General features: G+C 70.4%; 19 protein-coding genes and 1 pseudogene. 9 read left to right on the top strand and 11 right to left on the bottom strand.

Features of this window, described 5'->3' with window-relative positions; all coding sequences use genetic code 11:
- Positions 1-6 precede the first annotated feature (6 nt).
- The 3 genes from U5640_RS23300 to U5640_RS23290 form a co-directional block, all read right to left on the bottom strand.
- A complete protein-coding gene (locus U5640_RS23300; RefSeq protein ID WP_340377704.1) occupies positions 7-888 on the bottom strand; it encodes a helix-turn-helix domain-containing protein in 882 nt (293 codons plus the stop codon).
- A 200-nt stretch (positions 889-1,088) separates the two neighbouring features.
- Complete coding sequence (locus tag U5640_RS23295) at positions 1,089-1,301, bottom strand: DUF5326 family protein (protein ID WP_340377703.1); 213 nt, start codon at positions 1,299-1,301, stop codon at positions 1,089-1,091.
- A gap of 161 nt (positions 1,302-1,462) precedes the next feature.
- Positions 1,463-1,780, bottom strand: coding sequence for a cupin domain-containing protein (locus U5640_RS23290; RefSeq protein ID WP_340377702.1), 318 nt, complete (start codon positions 1,778-1,780; stop codon positions 1,463-1,465).
- Between the two features lie 58 nt (positions 1,781-1,838).
- Between U5640_RS23290 and U5640_RS23285 the strand changes: the two genes are divergently transcribed.
- From U5640_RS23285 to U5640_RS23265, 5 genes and pseudogenes are all read left to right on the top strand, one after another.
- The gene (locus U5640_RS23285; RefSeq protein WP_340377701.1) at positions 1,839-2,216 is read left to right on the top strand and encodes a phage holin family protein; all 378 of its coding nucleotides are present in this window, start codon (positions 1,839-1,841) and stop codon (positions 2,214-2,216) included.
- Positions 2,217-2,223: 7 nt separating this feature from the next.
- The gene (locus U5640_RS23280) at positions 2,224-2,715 is read left to right on the top strand and encodes a low molecular weight protein-tyrosine-phosphatase (RefSeq protein WP_340377700.1); all 492 of its coding nucleotides are present in this window, start codon (positions 2,224-2,226) and stop codon (positions 2,713-2,715) included.
- Entirely contained in the window at positions 2,712-3,881 is a 1,170-nt protein-coding gene (locus U5640_RS23275; RefSeq protein ID WP_340377699.1) for a cystathionine gamma-lyase, read from the top strand. Before U5640_RS23280 ends, U5640_RS23275 begins: the two co-directional genes overlap by 4 nt.
- 115 nt (positions 3,882-3,996) lie before the next feature.
- Positions 3,997-4,276, top strand: a pseudogene (locus U5640_RS23270) (LysR family transcriptional regulator); the annotation flags it as partial.
- Between the two features lie 99 nt (positions 4,277-4,375).
- Positions 4,376-4,858 carry an NUDIX hydrolase gene (locus tag U5640_RS23265; RefSeq protein WP_340377698.1) on the top strand — a complete coding sequence of 161 codons (483 nt, stop codon included), beginning with the start codon at positions 4,376-4,378 and terminating at the stop codon, positions 4,856-4,858.
- A gap of 21 nt (positions 4,859-4,879) precedes the next feature.
- Here the strand turns inward: U5640_RS23265 and U5640_RS23260 are convergent, their stop codons facing one another.
- Positions 4,880-6,481 carry a globin domain-containing protein gene (locus U5640_RS23260; RefSeq protein WP_340377697.1) on the bottom strand — a complete coding sequence of 534 codons (1,602 nt, stop codon included), beginning with the start codon at positions 6,479-6,481 and terminating at the stop codon, positions 4,880-4,882.
- 325 nt (positions 6,482-6,806) lie between these two features.
- Positions 6,807-7,439, bottom strand: coding sequence for a haloacid dehalogenase-like hydrolase (locus U5640_RS23255; protein WP_340377696.1), 633 nt, complete (start codon positions 7,437-7,439; stop codon positions 6,807-6,809).
- Positions 7,440-7,559: 120 nt separating this feature from the next.
- Here U5640_RS23255 and U5640_RS23250 point away from each other — a divergent pair, with 120 nt between their 5' ends.
- Complete coding sequence (locus U5640_RS23250) at positions 7,560-8,426, top strand: GNAT family N-acetyltransferase (RefSeq protein WP_340377695.1); 867 nt, start codon at positions 7,560-7,562, stop codon at positions 8,424-8,426.
- 210 nt (positions 8,427-8,636) lie between these two features.
- Positions 8,637-9,089: a GNAT family N-acetyltransferase gene (locus tag U5640_RS23245; protein ID WP_340377694.1), complete on the top strand. Its 453-nt coding sequence runs from the start codon at positions 8,637-8,639 to the stop codon at positions 9,087-9,089.
- A gap of 72 nt (positions 9,090-9,161) precedes the next feature.
- Here the strand turns inward: U5640_RS23245 and U5640_RS23240 are convergent, their stop codons facing one another.
- Both U5640_RS23240 and dnaB read right to left on the bottom strand, forming a co-directional pair.
- Positions 9,162-10,550 (bottom strand): serine hydrolase domain-containing protein, encoded by a 1,389-nt coding sequence (locus U5640_RS23240; protein ID WP_340377693.1) that lies wholly within the window; start codon positions 10,548-10,550, stop codon positions 9,162-9,164.
- Between the two features lie 57 nt (positions 10,551-10,607).
- On the bottom strand, positions 10,608-12,080 hold the full coding sequence (dnaB, locus tag U5640_RS23235) for a replicative DNA helicase (protein WP_340377692.1): 1,473 nt from the start codon (positions 12,078-12,080) through the stop codon (positions 10,608-10,610).
- Between the two features lie 459 nt (positions 12,081-12,539).
- Here dnaB and U5640_RS23230 point away from each other — a divergent pair, with 459 nt between their 5' ends.
- Positions 12,540-13,877: an MATE family efflux transporter gene (locus U5640_RS23230; protein WP_340377691.1), complete on the top strand. Its 1,338-nt coding sequence runs from the start codon at positions 12,540-12,542 to the stop codon at positions 13,875-13,877.
- A 138-nt stretch (positions 13,878-14,015) separates the two neighbouring features.
- Here U5640_RS23230 and rplI read toward each other — a convergent pair whose 3' ends face one another.
- The 4 genes from rplI to rpsF form a co-directional block, all read right to left on the bottom strand.
- On the bottom strand, positions 14,016-14,462 hold the full coding sequence (gene rplI / locus U5640_RS23225; protein ID WP_055633673.1) for a 50S ribosomal protein L9: 447 nt from the start codon (positions 14,460-14,462) through the stop codon (positions 14,016-14,018).
- Between the two features lie 18 nt (positions 14,463-14,480).
- Positions 14,481-14,717: a 30S ribosomal protein S18 gene (gene rpsR, locus U5640_RS23220; protein WP_003949403.1), complete on the bottom strand. Its 237-nt coding sequence runs from the start codon at positions 14,715-14,717 to the stop codon at positions 14,481-14,483.
- Positions 14,718-14,757: 40 nt separating this feature from the next.
- Positions 14,758-15,351, bottom strand: coding sequence for a single-stranded DNA-binding protein (locus U5640_RS23215; RefSeq protein ID WP_340377690.1), 594 nt, complete (start codon positions 15,349-15,351; stop codon positions 14,758-14,760).
- Positions 15,352-15,432: 81 nt separating this feature from the next.
- Complete coding sequence (gene rpsF / locus U5640_RS23210; protein WP_007383258.1) at positions 15,433-15,723, bottom strand: 30S ribosomal protein S6; 291 nt, start codon at positions 15,721-15,723, stop codon at positions 15,433-15,435.
- A gap of 287 nt (positions 15,724-16,010) precedes the next feature.
- Here rpsF and U5640_RS23205 point away from each other — a divergent pair, with 287 nt between their 5' ends.
- Positions 16,011-16,325: a hypothetical protein gene (locus U5640_RS23205; RefSeq protein WP_340377689.1), complete on the top strand. Its 315-nt coding sequence runs from the start codon at positions 16,011-16,013 to the stop codon at positions 16,323-16,325.
- Positions 16,326-16,426 lie beyond the last annotated feature (101 nt).

Below are 16,426 nucleotides of genomic sequence, written 5' to 3'. Positions count from 1 at the left end.
GAGTTTTCACATACTGATAGAGATCGCGATTGACCCCAATTTGCTCCCGATCTCGCTCTGCAACTGCCGTGCCGCCGGGAGCAGCCGGTCGGCCTGCCGGGAGGGCAGCGAGATGGCCATCGTGGCCGCCGTGGCGCCCACGGTGATCGGGACCGCGGCGCACACGGTGCCCAACGCGTATTCCTGCCTCTCCACGACCGGTTCCATGCGTGGGGTTCGCTCCAGGCGTCGCAGCAGGGTGTGGTCGTCACGCACCGTGTACGGGGTGATCGACTGCACGGGGTGGCGGTCCAGGTGATCACGGCGGGCGTTCTCATCCATCTGGGACAGCAGGCACTGGCCGATGGCGTGCGCGTGCGCGGTCTCACGGAAGTCGGCCCACTCCTGCACCGCGGGATTGCCCGGGGTGTCGGAGACACACATGATCTCGATCTCACCGTCGCGGTACCGGGCGTAGTACACGGGGACACCGATCGAATCACGCCACTGAGCGAGAGTGTCGGCGACCGTGCTGCGACGTTTCTGCGCGGCTCCACTGCCGGCCAGCCGCTCCGCCGCCTCGCCGAGGAAGAACAGGCCCTTGTCCCGGCGCAGATAGCCCTCGTACACGAGGGTGCGCAGCAGGTGGTAGGCCGTGGGGAGCGCGAGTCCGGTCTCCCGGGCCAGCTGCTTGGCCGGAGCGCCGCACTGGTGCTCGGCCACGGACTCCAGCAGGCGCATCGCGCGCTGCACGGAGCCGATCAGCGTCACGGCGGAGTTCGGCTGCGTCGTCGTCGGACGCGGCTGCTCGGGGAGTCCCGTGCCCGGGGGGCGCTGGAGCCGGGGCGTGGGAGCACGCGGGGCGGGGGGTGCGTGGGGTTCCGGGGAGGCGGTGTCGACCAGGGCCAAGGGGTCACTCCCGAAGCGCGAGGGGGCGGCCCGTGCGGGGAGACACGGGAGGGGGGTGTACGCCGCTCGCGGGGGTCTTGCCCCCGTCGAGTTTGGGACTTTAACCGCCCGCCACCGCCCGGGAACCGGCCCCGCCCGAAACTTCCCCCGGCCGAGGGAACAGGTGAATCCTGTTACCGCTCGGCGGTCTCCCGTCCCGCCTACCAGTCGCCGCGCGAGGCGGAACCCGCCATGAACTTCCGCACGACGTAGACCAGTCCGCCGACCAGGGCCACGAAGATCAGCACCTTGAACAGGAGCCACACCAGGAAGCCCACCACGCTGGCTATCAGGCCGCCGAAGACGACCAGGGCGATGACCGGCACCGCCACCCACTTCACCCACCACGGCAGTCCCGCGAAGATCTCTCGCATCGCCCTCGTCCTTGTCCTCGTCGCGGTCCGGCCCGAACTCCTGTGAGTCCGGATGCTTCCGGTGTCCTGCCGTCGATGCTAGGTCCGCGAGGGGGGCCGGCGGGGGCCCGGCGCCCCTTGTCCTCCCCTGATCGATCCCCTAGGGAACCCGGAGATCCGGATCAGGCCTCGGGCGGAGAGAACACCACCAGCACCCGTAGGTCCTCGCTGATGTGGTGGAACTTGTGGGCGACCCCGGCCGGGACGTACACCACGCTGCCGCGCGCGACCTCGGTGGTCTCCAGGCCCACGGTGATCGAGGCCCGTCCGCTGACGACGAAGTACACCTCGTCCTGGTGGTGTGGGTTCTGCGGGTCGTGTGCCCCCGCGTCGAGCGCGTACAGCCCGACGGACATGTTCCGCTCCCGCAGGAACTGCAGGTAGGCGCCGTCGTTGGAGGCGCGCTCCGCCTCCAGTTCGTCCAACCGGAATGCCTTCATCGTGTTCGTCCGCCCTCGCCCGGTGCCCGTTGCCGATCTCTCTGCCACGATCAGACACATGAAGAATTTCGTAGTCAAGACGATCGCCAACGCGGGTGCCCTGGCGGTCGCCGTCTGGGCGCTGTCCGGCATAACCCTGTCCGGTGACAACAAGGGCAAGGAGATCGTCACCCTGCTGGGCGTCGCCCTGCTCTTCGGCCTGGTGAACTTCCTGGTCAAGCCGATCGTGAAGGTGCTGACCTTCCCGCTGTTCATCCTGACCCTCGGTCTGATCACCCTCATCGTCAACGCGCTGATGCTGATGCTGACCTCCTGGCTGGCCGGCGTGTTCGACCTGAGCTTCCACGTGGACGGCTTCTGGACCGCGGTCGGCGGCGGCCTGATCGTCTCCGTCGTCTCCTGGGCGCTCAACGTCGTCCTGCCGGACGGGGACTGAACACGCGATGACCTACCGCGTCTGTTTCGTCTGCACCGGCAACATCTGCCGCTCGCCGATGGCCGAGTCGGTCTTCCGCACGCGCGTGGCGGAAGCCGGTCTCGACGATGTGGTCGAGGTCGACAGCGCCGGCACGGGCGACTGGCACGAGGGCGAGGGCGCCGACCCGCGCACCCTCTCCGTCCTGGAGGAGCACGGCTACGCCCTCGATCACACGGCCCGCATGTTCCGGCCGTCCTGGTTCGGCCGCGTCGACCTCGTGATCGCCCTGGACGCCGGACACCTCAAGACCCTGCGCCGCCTGGCGCCCACCGCGCAGGACGCCGCGAAGGTGCGCCTGCTGCGGGCCTACGACCCCGCGGCCGACGGCGCCCTCGACGTGCCCGACCCCTACTACGGCGGCCCGGACGGCTTCGAGGAGTGCCTCCGGATGGTGGAGGCGGCGGCCGACGGCCTGTTGGCCGCCGTACGCGAGGATCTGGAAGGACGGCGGACATGAGCGACTCGGCCACCCCCGGAGGGGTCCCCGGTGACGCGGGGGAGGGCACCCGCGCGGTACGGGCCGGGCTGCCCGAGCCGGTGAAGTACGAACCGACCCTGCCGGGGCCGGTGTTCGCCGCGCACTACCACCTGCCGGGGGAACCGACGGGGCCGTACACCTACGGCCGCGACGAGAACCCCACCTGGACCCGGCTGGAGCGCGCGATCGGCGAACTGGAGGCACCGGGGCACGACGACGTCGAGACGCTCGCCTTCGCCTCCGGGATGGCCGCGATCTCGGCGCTGCTCTTCTCCCAGCTGCGCGCCGGCGACACGGTCGTCCTGCCCAGCGACGGCTACCAGGCGCTGCCCCTGGTGAGCGCCCAGTTGGAGGCGTACGGCATCGGGGTACGGACCGCCCCGACCGGTGGCGACGCCCAGCTCGACGCCCTCGACGGCGCCCGGCTGCTGTGGATCGAGTCGCCGTCCAACCCCGGCCTCGACGTCTGCGACATCCGGAGGCTCGTCGAGGCGGCACACGCGCGTGACGCCCTCGTGGCCGTCGACAACACGCTCGCGACTCCGCTGGGACAGCGCCCGCTGGAGCTCGGCGCCGACTTCTCAGTGGCCAGCGGCACCAAGCAGCTCACGGGGCACGGCGACATCCTCCTCGGATACGTCAGCGGGCGGGCCGGCGAGGCGATGACCGCCGTACGTCGCTGGCGGAAGATCGTCGGGGCGATCCCCGGGCCGATGGAGGCCTGGCTGGCACACCGCTCGATCGCCACGCTCCAGCTGCGCGTCGACCGGCAGGCCGCGAGTGCCCTGGCCGTCGCCGAGGCGCTGCGGGGCAGGCCGGAGGTGACCGGGCTGCGCTATCCCGGCCTGCGTGACGACCCGGCCCACGAGGTGGCCGCCCGGCAGATGCGGCGGTTCGGGTGCGTGGTGTCGTTCACGCTGCCCACGCGTGCGCATGCCGAGCGTTTCCTCGAGGCGCTGCGGCTCGTGGACGACGCGACCAGCTTCGGCGGGGTTCGCTCCACCGCCGAGCGGCGGGGACGCTGGGGCGGTGACGCGGTGCCGGAGGGCTTCGTGCGGCTGTCGGTCGGCGCCGAGGATCCCGAGGACCTGGTGGCCGACGTGCTGCGCGCCTTGGGGGAGTCGGTGGGTGAGACGGCGCCATGACCGGGATGCGGACGCCCCCGGGGTGTCCCCTCCCTGCGACGGACGGTCCGAGCCTCCCCCCTGGTGGCTCGGGCCGTCCCCGGTTCCGCGGGCGAAGAACCGCGCCCACAAGGCGAATCTCCCGGTCGTCGAGGTGCACGAGTCGCTTCCGCTCGTCTCCCGCTACTGGGCCTCCGTCTTCGACTCCACCCCCGCCGCCTCCGGCACCGTCATCGTGCCCGATCTGCGCGCCGTGCTCGGGCGCCCTGGAGCGCGGGGAGGTCGTCGCCCCGCACGAGCCGGCGGTGCCGCCGCTGCGCACGTACGTCCTGGCGCTGCGGACCGGCACCCTGGCGCTGCCCCCTGTCGCACGCGCCCATGAACGGCTGCTGAGGGCGGCTTTCGCGTGGTGCTGAGCGGGCTCGGGGTGGAGTGCCCGGAGCCGTCACGGGATGCGCTCCCCCGGTGACGTTTCGCGATGTTTCACGTGGAACATGCGGGGCCACATTTCTCCCATGACCGTCCGACCTGTGGTCAAGCGCACCGCCCGCGCCGTTCTGCTCGACGGCGACGACCTCATCCTGATCAAGCGCACCAAGCCCGGTGTGGACCCGTACTGGGTCACGCCCGGCGGCGGCGTCGAACCGGATGACGCGACCGTCGTCGACGCCCTGCACCGCGAGGTCCACGAGGAACTCGGCGCGAAGATCACCGATGTGGTCCCCTGCTTCGTCGACACCGTCGAGCACATCGGCGAGGACGGCGGCGCGACCGGCGTCAAGGTGCAGCACTTCTTCGTCTGCCGTCTGGAGTCCATGGACCCCTCCCTGCGGCACGGCCCCGAGATCGACGAGCCCTCCGGGGAGTACGAGATCGTCTGGGTGCCGTTCACCCGGGTGGGCATCGCGTCCGTCCATCTCGTGCCGCTGTCGCTGCGCCACTACCTCGACGGCAACATCGAGGGCGTACGGGCCATGCACGCGCCGGATCTCGGATGAGCCCGTAGGCCGGCCGCGGCGTCAGCTGCCGGAGGCGACGAGTTCCTCGACCGAGTCGTGGCGTATGCGCTCCACGGGGAAGCCGACTCCGCGCAGGGCGTCCACTCCGCTGCGGATCATGCCGGGCGGACCGGAGACATAGGCGTCGTACGCGGTCCAGGGCCCGAAGGTCCGTATGGCGTCGGGGAGCTGGAGCAGACCGTCCCTATCGACCACCGGGTGCACCTCCAGCCACGGGTGGGCCTGCTGGAGCCTGAGCATCGTGTCGATGTCGTACAGGTCGTGGTTGCTTCGGGCGCCGTAGAACACCTCGACCGAACGGCGGGAACCGTGCTCGGCCACGTCCTCGACCAGTGCCTTGATGGGAGCTATGCCGGTACCGCCGCCCAGGCAGAGCAGACCGCTGTCCCGGGTGTGGTCGACCGTCATCGAGCCGGCCGGCGGTCCGAGCCGTACGACGTCACCGGGCCGGGCACGGTGGACGAGGGCGTTGGACACCCACCCGGCCGGGACGGCCTTCACATGGAAGGCCAGCAGTCCGTCGGAGCGGGGCGCCGAAGCGAACGAATAGTGCCGCCAGATCCTGGGCCACCACGGTGTCTCCAGGCTCGCGTACTGCCCCGCGCGGAAGGGGTAGGGCTGGTCGGGGCGGAGGGTGAGTACGGCGATCTCCGGCGTCCTGAGGTCGTGGGAGACGACCTCCGCCTGCCACCACGGCGGGGCGCGCAGCTCGTCCACGGCCGCCGCGTCGATCATGACCTGCGAGATCGTCGTGTACGCCCGGACCCAGGCGGCTTCGGTGTCGGCGTCCCAGACGGCGTCGGCGTACTTGTTGAGCGCGCCGATCAGGCACTCGCCGACGGCCGGGTAGTGCTCGGCCCGGGTGCCGTACTTACGGTGGCCACGGCCGAGGTTCTGGAGGTACTCGACGAGGACCGGGGTGTTGTCGATGTGCTCGGCGGCGGTCAGCAGCGCCTTGAGCAGCCGGTCGCGCTGGGCGTCCATCGCGGGCGGGAAGAGCGGGCGCAGGTCGGGGTGGCGGACGAACAGCAGGGCGTAGAAGTACGAGGTGACCTTGTCGGCCACCGGGCCGACCTCGGCCATGGTCCGGCGGATGAGGACGGCGTCCGGGGAGGCCTCCCGGGCGGGGGCGGGAGGCTGGGCGGGGACCACGGGATCGGCGGGAGGCGAGGGGCGTACCGCTTCCCGCTGCGGAGGAGCCTCGGCCGGTATGCCCGGTTGCTGCTCCTGCGCCGCAGGGGGCGGTGCGAAGGCTTCGGCGCCTGCGGCCTCCGGCGGGGCCGCCACCGGCACCGCAAGGGTGCCTGAGGGGCCGTAGAGGCTCTGCGACTCCGTTTCCGGCTGCCGCCGCGCCGCGTCCGTCTCCGCGCGTTCTCCTGTCACCGGAGGAGCATCTTCGGGCGAGTCGCCGTCGGTCGGGCGGGAACCGCGATCGGGCGGGGGTGTGGCACGGCCCACCGGGCGCAGTGCGGCCAGGCGGCGGCCGCCCTGCGCCCCCTGCTCATCCCCGGCGGTCGGCTCCGGCTGTCTGCGGGGCGCGAACCATCCGTCCCCGCCGCCGGACGTGCCGTTGTCGGCCGACTTGGTGGTCGGAGCGTCCATGGTCTGCCTCGCCTCGAACATCTTTCGGTCGGTCTGCGCGCTTCCTGGCTCGGAAGGGCCTGCTTCCCCGGCAGACGGCTTGCTTTTCCGTTCGGTTCCGCACGCACTCGGCAGACGCGCACACCGGAAATGCGGTCTTCGGTTCTCTCCGCCCCATCAGGCTGCATTGCCCTGTTCCCGGCCCGCCCGGAACGTGTGCGCAGCGCCCCGCGCGCCTGACTCCGAAAGCGAACCGGAGTCGACCCTACCGGCCGCGGTGGACCACACAAGTCCCGCCTTCCCTCCCCTGGACAACGGCCGGGGAGTGAACCGTCGATTCCCTCAACTACCGGGCGGGACGCACCAATTCATAGGCATCCCACAGATCCTTCCCCGTGTAGGAATGCGTCGCGAGGCTCGTCAGACGGTGGTCCGCGTTGACCGCCACGGAGACCGGCACGGCTGCGAACAGGTCTTTGTCGGAGCCCGAGTCGCCATACGCGACACAGTCCTGCCGCGTCACTCCGAACTGGGCGCACAGCCGATCGGCGATCACCACCTTCGCCGCGGCGCTGAGAACTCCCGCCGGATCCACCGGCTCGGTGAAAGGAAGGGCCGGAAAGCGTGATCCATGGGCTGCGTGGGCGCCCCAGGCCGTGAGTTTTTCCACAAAGAATGACGGGGAGAGCGACACGACGGCGCAGTACTCCCCTCGGCTGCCGATCTCCGCCCAGACCTCACGGATGCGCGCCAGCCACGGAGCGCCCTCGAACGCCGCCGTCACATGCTCCTCGGTGAGACTCGTCCACAGCGCGTGCGCCTGGTGCGCGTACTCCGGCGGCTGGATCCGCCCCTCCGCCGCGGCGCGGTCCAGCGCCACCGCCTCGGCCTCCAGGCCGAGTTGGCGCGAGATCTCCCGGGGAGCGGAGGTGCCGTGCAGCAGAGTGCCGTCGAGGTCGAAGAGATGCAGTCTCGCCATGCGCCGAGGCTAACGGGCCGGACGGCCGCTGTTTCACGTGAAACAGCGGTGGCCAAAAGCGCGTGCCTCCCGGGGGAAACAGGTGGACGTCAGGGGCGCCCGTCGGACAGCCTGGCCGGCGTGCCGACTCCTTCCCCCGCCGCTCTGCCCATCCGCCGTCTGACACACCGCGACCTCACGGCCTGCGCCGACTTGTCCGAGGACCGGGGGTGGCCGCGCGAGGAGCGCAAGTGGGGCCTCCTCCTCTCCGCCGGTAAGGGGTACGGCATCGACGACCCCGCTGGAGGCCTCGTCGCCGCCTCCGTCGTCACCGAGTACGGCTCCCCCAGCCGTCCCACGCTCGGAGCCGTCGGCATGGTGCTGGTCGCCGAGCGACACGCCCGGCAGGGTGTCGGCCGTCGGCTGATGCGGCACATCGTCGCGGTGATGGGCCCGGTTCCCCTGACGCTGCACGCCACCCCGAACGGCCGTCCGCTCTACGAGGAGCTGGGCTTCAAGACCACGGGCCGGGCGGAGATGGTGTGCGGGCGTTTCACCCCGGAGGGCACGCCGTCCGACGTCGTCACCCGCGCGGCCACGGCCGAGGACATGCCCGCGGTCCTCCGGCTCGACGAGGAGGTGTTCGGCGCTGATCGCACGCACCTCATCACACGGCTGCCGGCCTTCGCCGACCAGCTGCGGGTCGCCGAGGACGGCGGCCGGGTCATCGGATACGCGGCCGCCTGGCCGAACATGGCCACCCATGTGGTGGGTCCGCTGATCGCCCGGGACACCGAGACCGCCAAGGCCCTGCTGGCCTCCCTCGCGGCCCGCACCGACCGGCCGCTGCGCACGGACATCGACGTACGCCACGAGGACCTGCTGGCGTGGGTGAAGTCCCGGGGTCTGGAGTCCGTCGCCTTCAACGCGGTGATGACCCATGGCATCGCCGAGCTGCCCGGTGACTGGAACCGACGGTTCGCACCGCTGACCGTGGCGGCCGGCTGAGACGCAGGAGTGACGGGCGCGCTCGCGGGGTTCAGGGGTGCGCGGTCGCCCGCTGTGCGGGGGTGCCGGCGGCAACGGCCCTGCCGGGGACACCGGCACGCCGTTCCAAGGCGGACGAGACGACGGCCGGTACCAAGGCGCCGGCGGCCAGGGCGGTGCCGACCCGGTTCGCCCCAGAGCGCGCCCACCGCGCAGCCGTAGGGTGCGGCCATGGGAGATCTCGACATCCGAACCGCCGTCGCCGAGGACATCCCCGCGATCGTCGCCCTGCTCGCGGACGATCCGCTGGGTGCACAGCGGGAGTCACCGGACGACCTCGCGCCCTACCGGAGCGCGCTGGAGCGGCTCACCGCCGATCCGAACCAGCGACTGGTCGTCGCCGTACGCGAGGGACGCGTCGTCGGCACACTCCAGCTGACGATCATTCCCGGCCTGTCCCGTCGCGGCGCGACTCGATCGGTCATCGAGGGCGTGCGCGTGCACACCGACGAACGCGGCAGCGGTCTGGGAACGCGGTTCATCGAGTGGGCGATCGAGGAATCCCGCCGGGAGAACTGCCAGTTGGTGCAGCTCACCTCGGACGTCACCCGCACCGACGCCCACCGCTTCTACGAACGGCTCGGCTTCGTGGCCTCGCACGTGGGCTTCAAGCTGCCTCTCTGAAGAATTCTGAGGGGGCTGTGTTTCACGTGAAACACAGCCCCTCAGACCTGCCGCCGTTCTCCCCGAGACCGGTCAGCCGATGCCCCGCCACCCCTCCGGGTCCACCCCACCGGGCACGTCACTGTCCTTGTCGTACGGCTGGCGGGTGAGCACGAACGACCCGAGGTCCAGATGGTCCACGGTCCCGTCCGGCCGCCGTACGGCCCGCATAAGCTCTCCGGCGAAGTAGCCCTCCAGGCCCGTCCAGGTGCCGTCCCCGTTGGCCCGGAACCGTGAGCGGCGCCCACCGCCGGACAGCGGCCCCAGGGAGACCAGCCCGTCGGCCGTGACGCGCAGGACCTGGGGACCGGTCCCCCAGTACCACTGGCCCGCCAGCTCCAGCACCGACTTGTCGACCTCCCGCAAGGGCCGCCACGGCTGCGGGATGCGCGGTTCGGCCTCCGCCACGAGCCGGACGAGATCGGCCCCCACCTGTCCCAGCAGCGGGCCGGAGGTGCAGTTGGCGAGGACCACGGCCGCGACGTCGTCCGCCACCGCGACGGTGAGATTGGCCAGGAAACCCGGGACCGAGCCGGAGTGGCCGACGAGCACCCGTCCGTCCCGGTGCTGGATCTGCATCCCCAGCCCGTAGGTGGCCCCCTCGGTGAGATCGGCGACCTCGGCCGGTGCCGCGGGCGTCCCCATCTCCCGCAGGGTCCTCTCGCTGAGCACCCGGTCGTCGCCCCGCATCAGGAAAGCGGCGAACCGCGCGAGGTCCCCGGTGGTGGACCACAACTGGCCGGCCGGGGCCATCGGGCCGTACTCCTCAAGGGGTTCGGGCTGCATCGCGTCGGCCCAGGGGTGCACCGCCCAGCCGCCCGCGGCAGGGGCCTGCGGTCGGACACTCGTACGGTTGAGACCCAGGGGTTCGAGCACTTCACGCCGGAGTACGTCCTCCCAGGCCGCTCCGCGCACCTTCTCCACCAGTGCGCCCAGCACGGCGTAGCCGGGGTTCGAATAGTGGTGGCGGCGGCCCGCCGGATGCAGGGTGGGCTTCCCCTCGCCCAGGACGTCGGCGAGCCGCGGCCGCAGCGACCCCGGTGTGCGCTCCCACCACGGTCCGGGCGTCTCGGCCGCCAGCCCGCCCGTGTGGGCGAGCAGTTGGGCGACGGTCAGCTCCCCCGCCCCCGTGCCCGGCAGATGCCGCTCCAGCGGGTCCCCCAGGTCGAGCGCTCCCTCGTCGCGCAGCCGCAGCACGAGAACGGCGGTGAAGGTCTTGGTGATCGAGCCGATCCGGTACTGCACGTTCTCGTCCGGAGCGTGCCCGTCGACCGAGGTCCGCGCCCCGTGCCAGACGGCCCGCCCGTCCCGGACGACCGCGGCGACGAGCGACGGGGCACGCCCGTCGGCCTGGGCGACGGCGATCCGGTGCAGCAGCGCACGCCGGGTGGCGGGAAGCAGCTCTTCCTGAGGTGTGGTCATGGGGCCAGTCCACCCGCCCGCGCCGTCGGCGTCGAGTTCATTTCACCGGGCGCGTGATCAGGTCTGTGCCATGTCCACGAAGCGGGAGTAGTGGCCCTGGAAGGCCACGGTGATGGTGGCCGTCGGGCCGTTTCGGTGCTTGCCCACGATGATGTCCGCCTCGCCGGCCCGCGGGGACTCCTTCTCGTAGGCGTCCTCGCGGTGCAGCAGGATCACCATGTCGGCGTCCTGCTCGATGGATCCGGACTCACGCAGGTCGGAGACCATGGGCTTCTTGTCCGTGCGCTGCTCGGGGCCACGGTTGAGCTGGGAGAGCGCGATCACCGGGACCTCCAGCTCCTTCGCCAGGAGCTTGAGGTTACGGGACATGTCGGAGACCTCCTGCTGACGGCTCTCGGAGCGCTTGCCGCCCGACTGCATCAGCTGGAGGTAGTCGATGATGACGAGCCGGATGTCGTTGCGCTGCTTGAGCCGGCGGCACTTCGCGCGGATCTCCATCATCGACAGGTTCGGCGAGTCGTCGATGAACAGCGGCGCGGACGACACCTCGGGCATCCGGCGGGCCAGCCGGGTCCAGTCGTCGTCCGTCATCGTGCCGGAGCGCATGTGGTGCAGGGCGACCCGGGCCTCGGCGGACAGCAGACGCATCGCGATCTCGTTGCGGCCCATTTCGAGGGAGAAGATGACGCTGGGCAGGTTGTTCTTGATCGACGCGGCGCGCGCGAAGTCCAGCGCCAGCGTCGACTTGCCCATCGCGGGACGGGCGGCGATGACGATCATCTGGCCCGGGTGCAGACCGTTGGTGAGCGAGTCGAGGTCGGTGAACCCGGTGGGGACACCGGTCATCTCGCCGCTGCGCGAGCCGATCGCCTCGATCTCGTCGAGGGCGCCCTCCATGATGTCGCCGAGCGGGAGGTAGTCCTCGCTGGTGCGCTGCTCGGTGACGGCGTAGATCTCGGCCTGGGCGCGGTTGACGATCTCGTCGACGTCGTCGTCGCCCGCGTATCCCATCTGGGTGATGCGGGTGCCGGCCTCCACCAGGCGGCGCAGGACCGCCCGCTCGTGCACGATCTCGGCGTAGTACTCGGCGTTGGCCGCCGTCGGCACTGTCTGCACGAGCGTGTGCAGATACGATGCGCCGCCGACCTTGTTGATCTCGCCGCGCTTGGTCAGTTCGGCGGCGATCGTGATGGGGTCAGCCGGCTCGCCCTTGGCGTAGACGTCGAGGATCGCCTGGTAGATCGTCTCATGGGCGGGCTTGTAGAAGTCGTGGCCCTTGAGGACCTCGACGACGTCGGCGATGGCGTCCTTGGACAGGAGCATGCCGCCGAGGACGGACTGCTCGGCGTCGAGGTCCTGCGGCGGGACGCGCTCGAAGGTGGAGCCGCCCTCCCACTCACCGCTGTCCCGGCCCCGCTCGTGCTGTTCGTCACGGCCTCGGCCACCGTCCCCGCGGCGGCGGGCGGGAGGCAGACGATCGCTGGGTCCGCTGTCGGCCCACGGGTCGTCCAAGGGCTCGGAAATGCTCACCGAGCCACCTCCTCCCGTCCGCCGAGCGGACCTCGCCGTGACCTCAGTTCTACGGCACGGCACTGACAATTGAGAGGCCCAACTCCGGTTCAGGCGCGTCGGTTTTGTGACGGTTCCAACGGCCGGTGGACGGAGCGGGCGCCGGACCACGGTAGGCCCGCGGGCACCGTCAGCCAATCTGGTTATCCACAGGCCATGTGGACGACGGCCCGGATGCTGTGGACAACTCCGCAAAACCTGTGCACGACCCGGTGGACAGCCCTGTGAACAAGCCCTCTTCTTTTCCTGCTCACAGCCATTGACCTGCACTTTTCCGATCCACCGGCTGTGCAGAAGAAAAACTTTCCCGGTCAGCGCAAGATCGCCGCGAGCCAGGGGCCAAACGACACGCAACGCAACGAAAAGTAAGGGTCACTTCGCCATTGCATCTCTTACCTGTGGACGATTAGATTGATGCTCATGACACAGGCTCCCGCGCCCCCCAGGGCCATACGGCGACAGCACGACCGGGAGATCGTCGCGCTGGCCGTCCCGGCCTTCGGCGCGCTCGTCGCCGAGCCCCTCTTCGTCCTGGCCGACAGCGCCATCGTCGGTCACCTCGGCACCGCCCAGCTCGCCGGGCTGGGCATCGCCTCCGCGCTCCTGACCACGGCCGTCAGCGTCTTCGTCTTCCTCGCCTACGCCACCACGGCCGCGGTCGCCCGCCGCGTGGGGGCCGGTGACCTCACCTCGGCCATCCGGCAGGGCATGGACGGCATCTGGCTGGCGCTGCTGCTCGGCGCCGCCGTGGTCGCCGCGGTCCTGCCCGCCGCCCCGGCGCTCGTGGAACTCTTCGGGGCCTCGGACACCGCAGCCCCGTACGCGACCACCTATCTGCGGATCTCGGTGGCCGGCATACCGGCCATGCTCGTCGTGCTGGCCGCGACCGGAGTGCTGCGCGGGCTCCAGGACACGAAGACACCTCTTTATGTGGCGGTCGCCGGCTTCGTCGCCAATGCCGCCCTCAACGCCGGCCTGGTCTACGGCGCCGGACTCGGGATCGCGGGTTCCGCGTGGGGGACGGTCATCGCCCAGTGCGGCATGGCCGCCGCCTATCTGGCGGTGGTGATCCGGGGAGCCCGCCGCCACGGCGCCTCGCTCCGGCCCGACACCGGCGGCATCAGGGCGTCCGCCCAGGCCGGCGTCCCGCTGCTGGTCCGTACGCTCTCGCTGCGGGCGATCCTGATGATCGCCACCGCCGTGGCGGCCCGTCTGGGCGATGCGGAGATCGCGGCGCACCAGATCGCCCTGTCCCTGTGGAGCCTGCTCGCCTTCGCCCTGGACGCCATCGCGATCGCCGGTCAGGCCATCATCGGCCGCTTTCTCGGTGCGGGCGACGCCCGGGGCGCCCGGGAGGCCTGCCGCCGCATGGTGCAGTGGGGCATCGCCGTCGGGCTACTGCTCGGGCTGCTGGTCATCCTGGCCCGGCCTGTCTTCCTGCCGCTGTTCACCAGTGACTCCGGGGTGAAGGACGCCGCGCTGCCCGCACTGCTCGTGGTGGCGTTGTCCCAGCCGGTCAGCGGCATCGTCTTCGTCCTGGACGGCGTCCTGATGGGCGCGGGGGACGGGCCGTATCTGGCCTGGGCGATGGTGGCCACCCTCGCGGTCTTCACCCCCGTCGCTCTGATCGTTCCGGTCGTCGGGGGCGGCCTCACCGCGCTCTGGGGGGCGATGGCGCTGATGATGACGGTCCGGATGCTGACGCTGTGGCTGCGGGCCCGCTCCGGCCGTTGGATCGTCACAGGCGCCACCCGCTGACCGTTTCACGTGAAACGGGAGACCGAAGACGGGAGACCGGAGACGTAAAACGTGAGGCATGACGAAGGGGCCGCACCCTACTGGGTGCGGCCCCTTCTCAGCTGTTCACGTTCTCAGCTGTTCACGCCGGACGCGCGATCAGGCCGCGACGACCTCGATGTTGACCTTGGCGGCAACCTCGGGGTGCAGACGCACGGACGTCTCGTGGGCGCCCAGGGTCTTGATCGGCGTGCCGAGCTCGATGCGGCGCTTGTCGACCTCGGGGCCACCGGCAGCCTTGATCGCCGAGGCGATGTCGGCCGGGGTGACGGAACCGAAGAGACGGCCGGCGTCGCCCGAGCGGACGGCCAGGCGGACCTTGACGCCCTCGAGCTGGGCCTTCACCTGGTTGGCCTGCTCGATGGTCTGGATCTCGTGGATCTTGCGAGCACGACGGATCTGCTCGACGTCCTTCTCGCCACCCTTGGTCCAGCGGATCGCGAACTTCCGCGGGATCAGGTAGTTACGGGCGTACCCGTCCTTGACGTCGACGACCTCGCCGGCGGCACCGAGGCCGGAGACCTCGTGGGTGAGGATGATCTTCATGTGTCGGTCACCCTTCCCTTAGCGCGCGGTGGACGTGTAGGGCAGCAGCGCCATCTCACGGCTGTTCTTGACGGCCGTGGCGACGTCACGCTGGTGCTGCGTGCAGTTGCCGGTCACGCGGCGGGCACGGATCTTGCCGCGGTCGGAAATGAACTTCCGCAGCATGTTCGTGTCCTTGTAGTCCACGTACGTGACCTTGTCCTTGCAGAAAGCGCAGACCTTCTTCTTAGGCTTGCGCACAGGCGGCTTCGCCATGGTGTTTCTCCTGTGTGATCAAGAAGTGGGGATGCGAGCCCTAGAAGGGGGGCTCGTCCGAGTAGCCGCCGCCGCTGCCGCTGCCGCCGGAGTTTCCACCCCAGCCACCGCCGCCGCCCTGGTTGCCACCGGCGGGAGCGCCGGTCGCCCACGGGTCGTCGGCCGGTGCGCCGCCCTGCTGACCGCCGCCGGGGCCGCCGCCCCAGCCGCCGCCACCCTGGCCGCCACCGCCGCCGTAAGCGCCCTGGCCACCGCGTCCGCCGCCACCACCACTGGTCTTGGTGACCTTGGCCGTGGCGTTGCGCAGGCTGGGGCCGACTTCCTCGACGTCCAGCTCGAAGACCGTGCGCTTGACACCCTCACGGTCCTCGTAGGACCGCTGCTTCAGCCGGCCCTGCACGACGACGCGCATGCCTCGCTGGAGCGACTCGGCGACGTTCTCCGCCGCCTGGCGCCAGACCGAGCAGGTCAGGAACAGGCTCTCGCCGTCCTTCCACTCGTTCGTCTGACGGTCGAAGGTGCGGGGGGTGGACGCGACACGGAACTTCGCGACCGCCGCACCCGAGGGGGTGAAGCGCAGCTCGGGGTCATCGACAAGGTTGCCGACGACCGTGATGACGGTCTCGCCTGCCATGGGGGAACCTCTCGGCGGGTTTGCTGCTGCTGGCTGCTTGTGCTGCTACTCAGAATCCCGAGATCGGCTGAGCGGGAGAGCTCAGTGGGTCTCGGGGCGGAGGACCTTGGTCCGGAGGACCGACTCGTTCAGGTTGAGCTGGCGGTCGAGCTCCTTGACGACCGCAGGCTCGGCCTGCAGGTCGATGACCGAGTAGATGCCCTCGGGCTTCTTCTTGATCTCGTACGAGAGACGACGACGGCCCCAGGTGTCGACCTTCTCGACCTTGCCGTTGCCCTCACGGACGACGGAGAGGAAGTTCTCGATCAGGGGGGCGACAGCGCGCTCCTCCAGATCGGGGTCGAGGATGACCATCACCTCGTAGTGACGCATGTGGAACCCACCTCCTTTGGACTCAGCGGCCACGGTCGTTCCGTGGCAGGAGGGTTGTGATGCGTACGCAACGGTATCGGCCGCCACTGACAATCGGGGGTCGGATGCCGACGTCCCCGCTCTGATCTGGGCGGAGTCCCTGGCTGTGCCTGGGCAGACACCGGTGCAGAGGGTACAGACTACCCGCACACCTGCTTCCGGTTGAAATCCGGCCGCGAGGGCAGCCAATCTGTACACATCGGGTGTGTATGGCGCTACAGTGCGCCGTCTTCCGCAGGAGGTGCCCCATGGCACAGGCATTGCGACCCAACACCGGAGTCGGATCTCTCTTCGCCACCGATGGAAAGCCCCATCCCGTCCAGGACACCCTCATGGCGGTCACCCTGGTCCTGGGAGTCGTGTCCTTCATCACCGCGCAGTTCGACAACCTCCATCTGCTCAGCTCATGGACCGGTCTGGTGGGGATCCTGACCGGCGCGTACGGCCAGTGGATCTCAGAGACCACCCGCCAGCGCTTCGGTCTGATCCTGGGTCTCGGCGCCTCCGGCGTCGGCTTCTTCCTCGGTATGGCGCACGGCGGCCTCTTCGGCAGCCTGTGGTGACCTGACCCGGTCCGGCCGGCGCACCACCGCACCACGCACACCGTCCGCGCCGCGGGACTCGTAGGACGCCTACGAACCCTGACGTAACGCCCCGGCCCCCC

Origin of the sequence: Streptomyces sp. SS7 (assembly GCF_037993025.1) — a bacterium.
In the GTDB taxonomy this organism is placed as follows: Bacteria; Actinomycetota; Actinomycetes; order Streptomycetales; family Streptomycetaceae; genus Streptomyces.
Note: the sequence above shows the minus strand (reverse complement) of the source record. Positions and strands in the feature narration are given on the sequence as shown.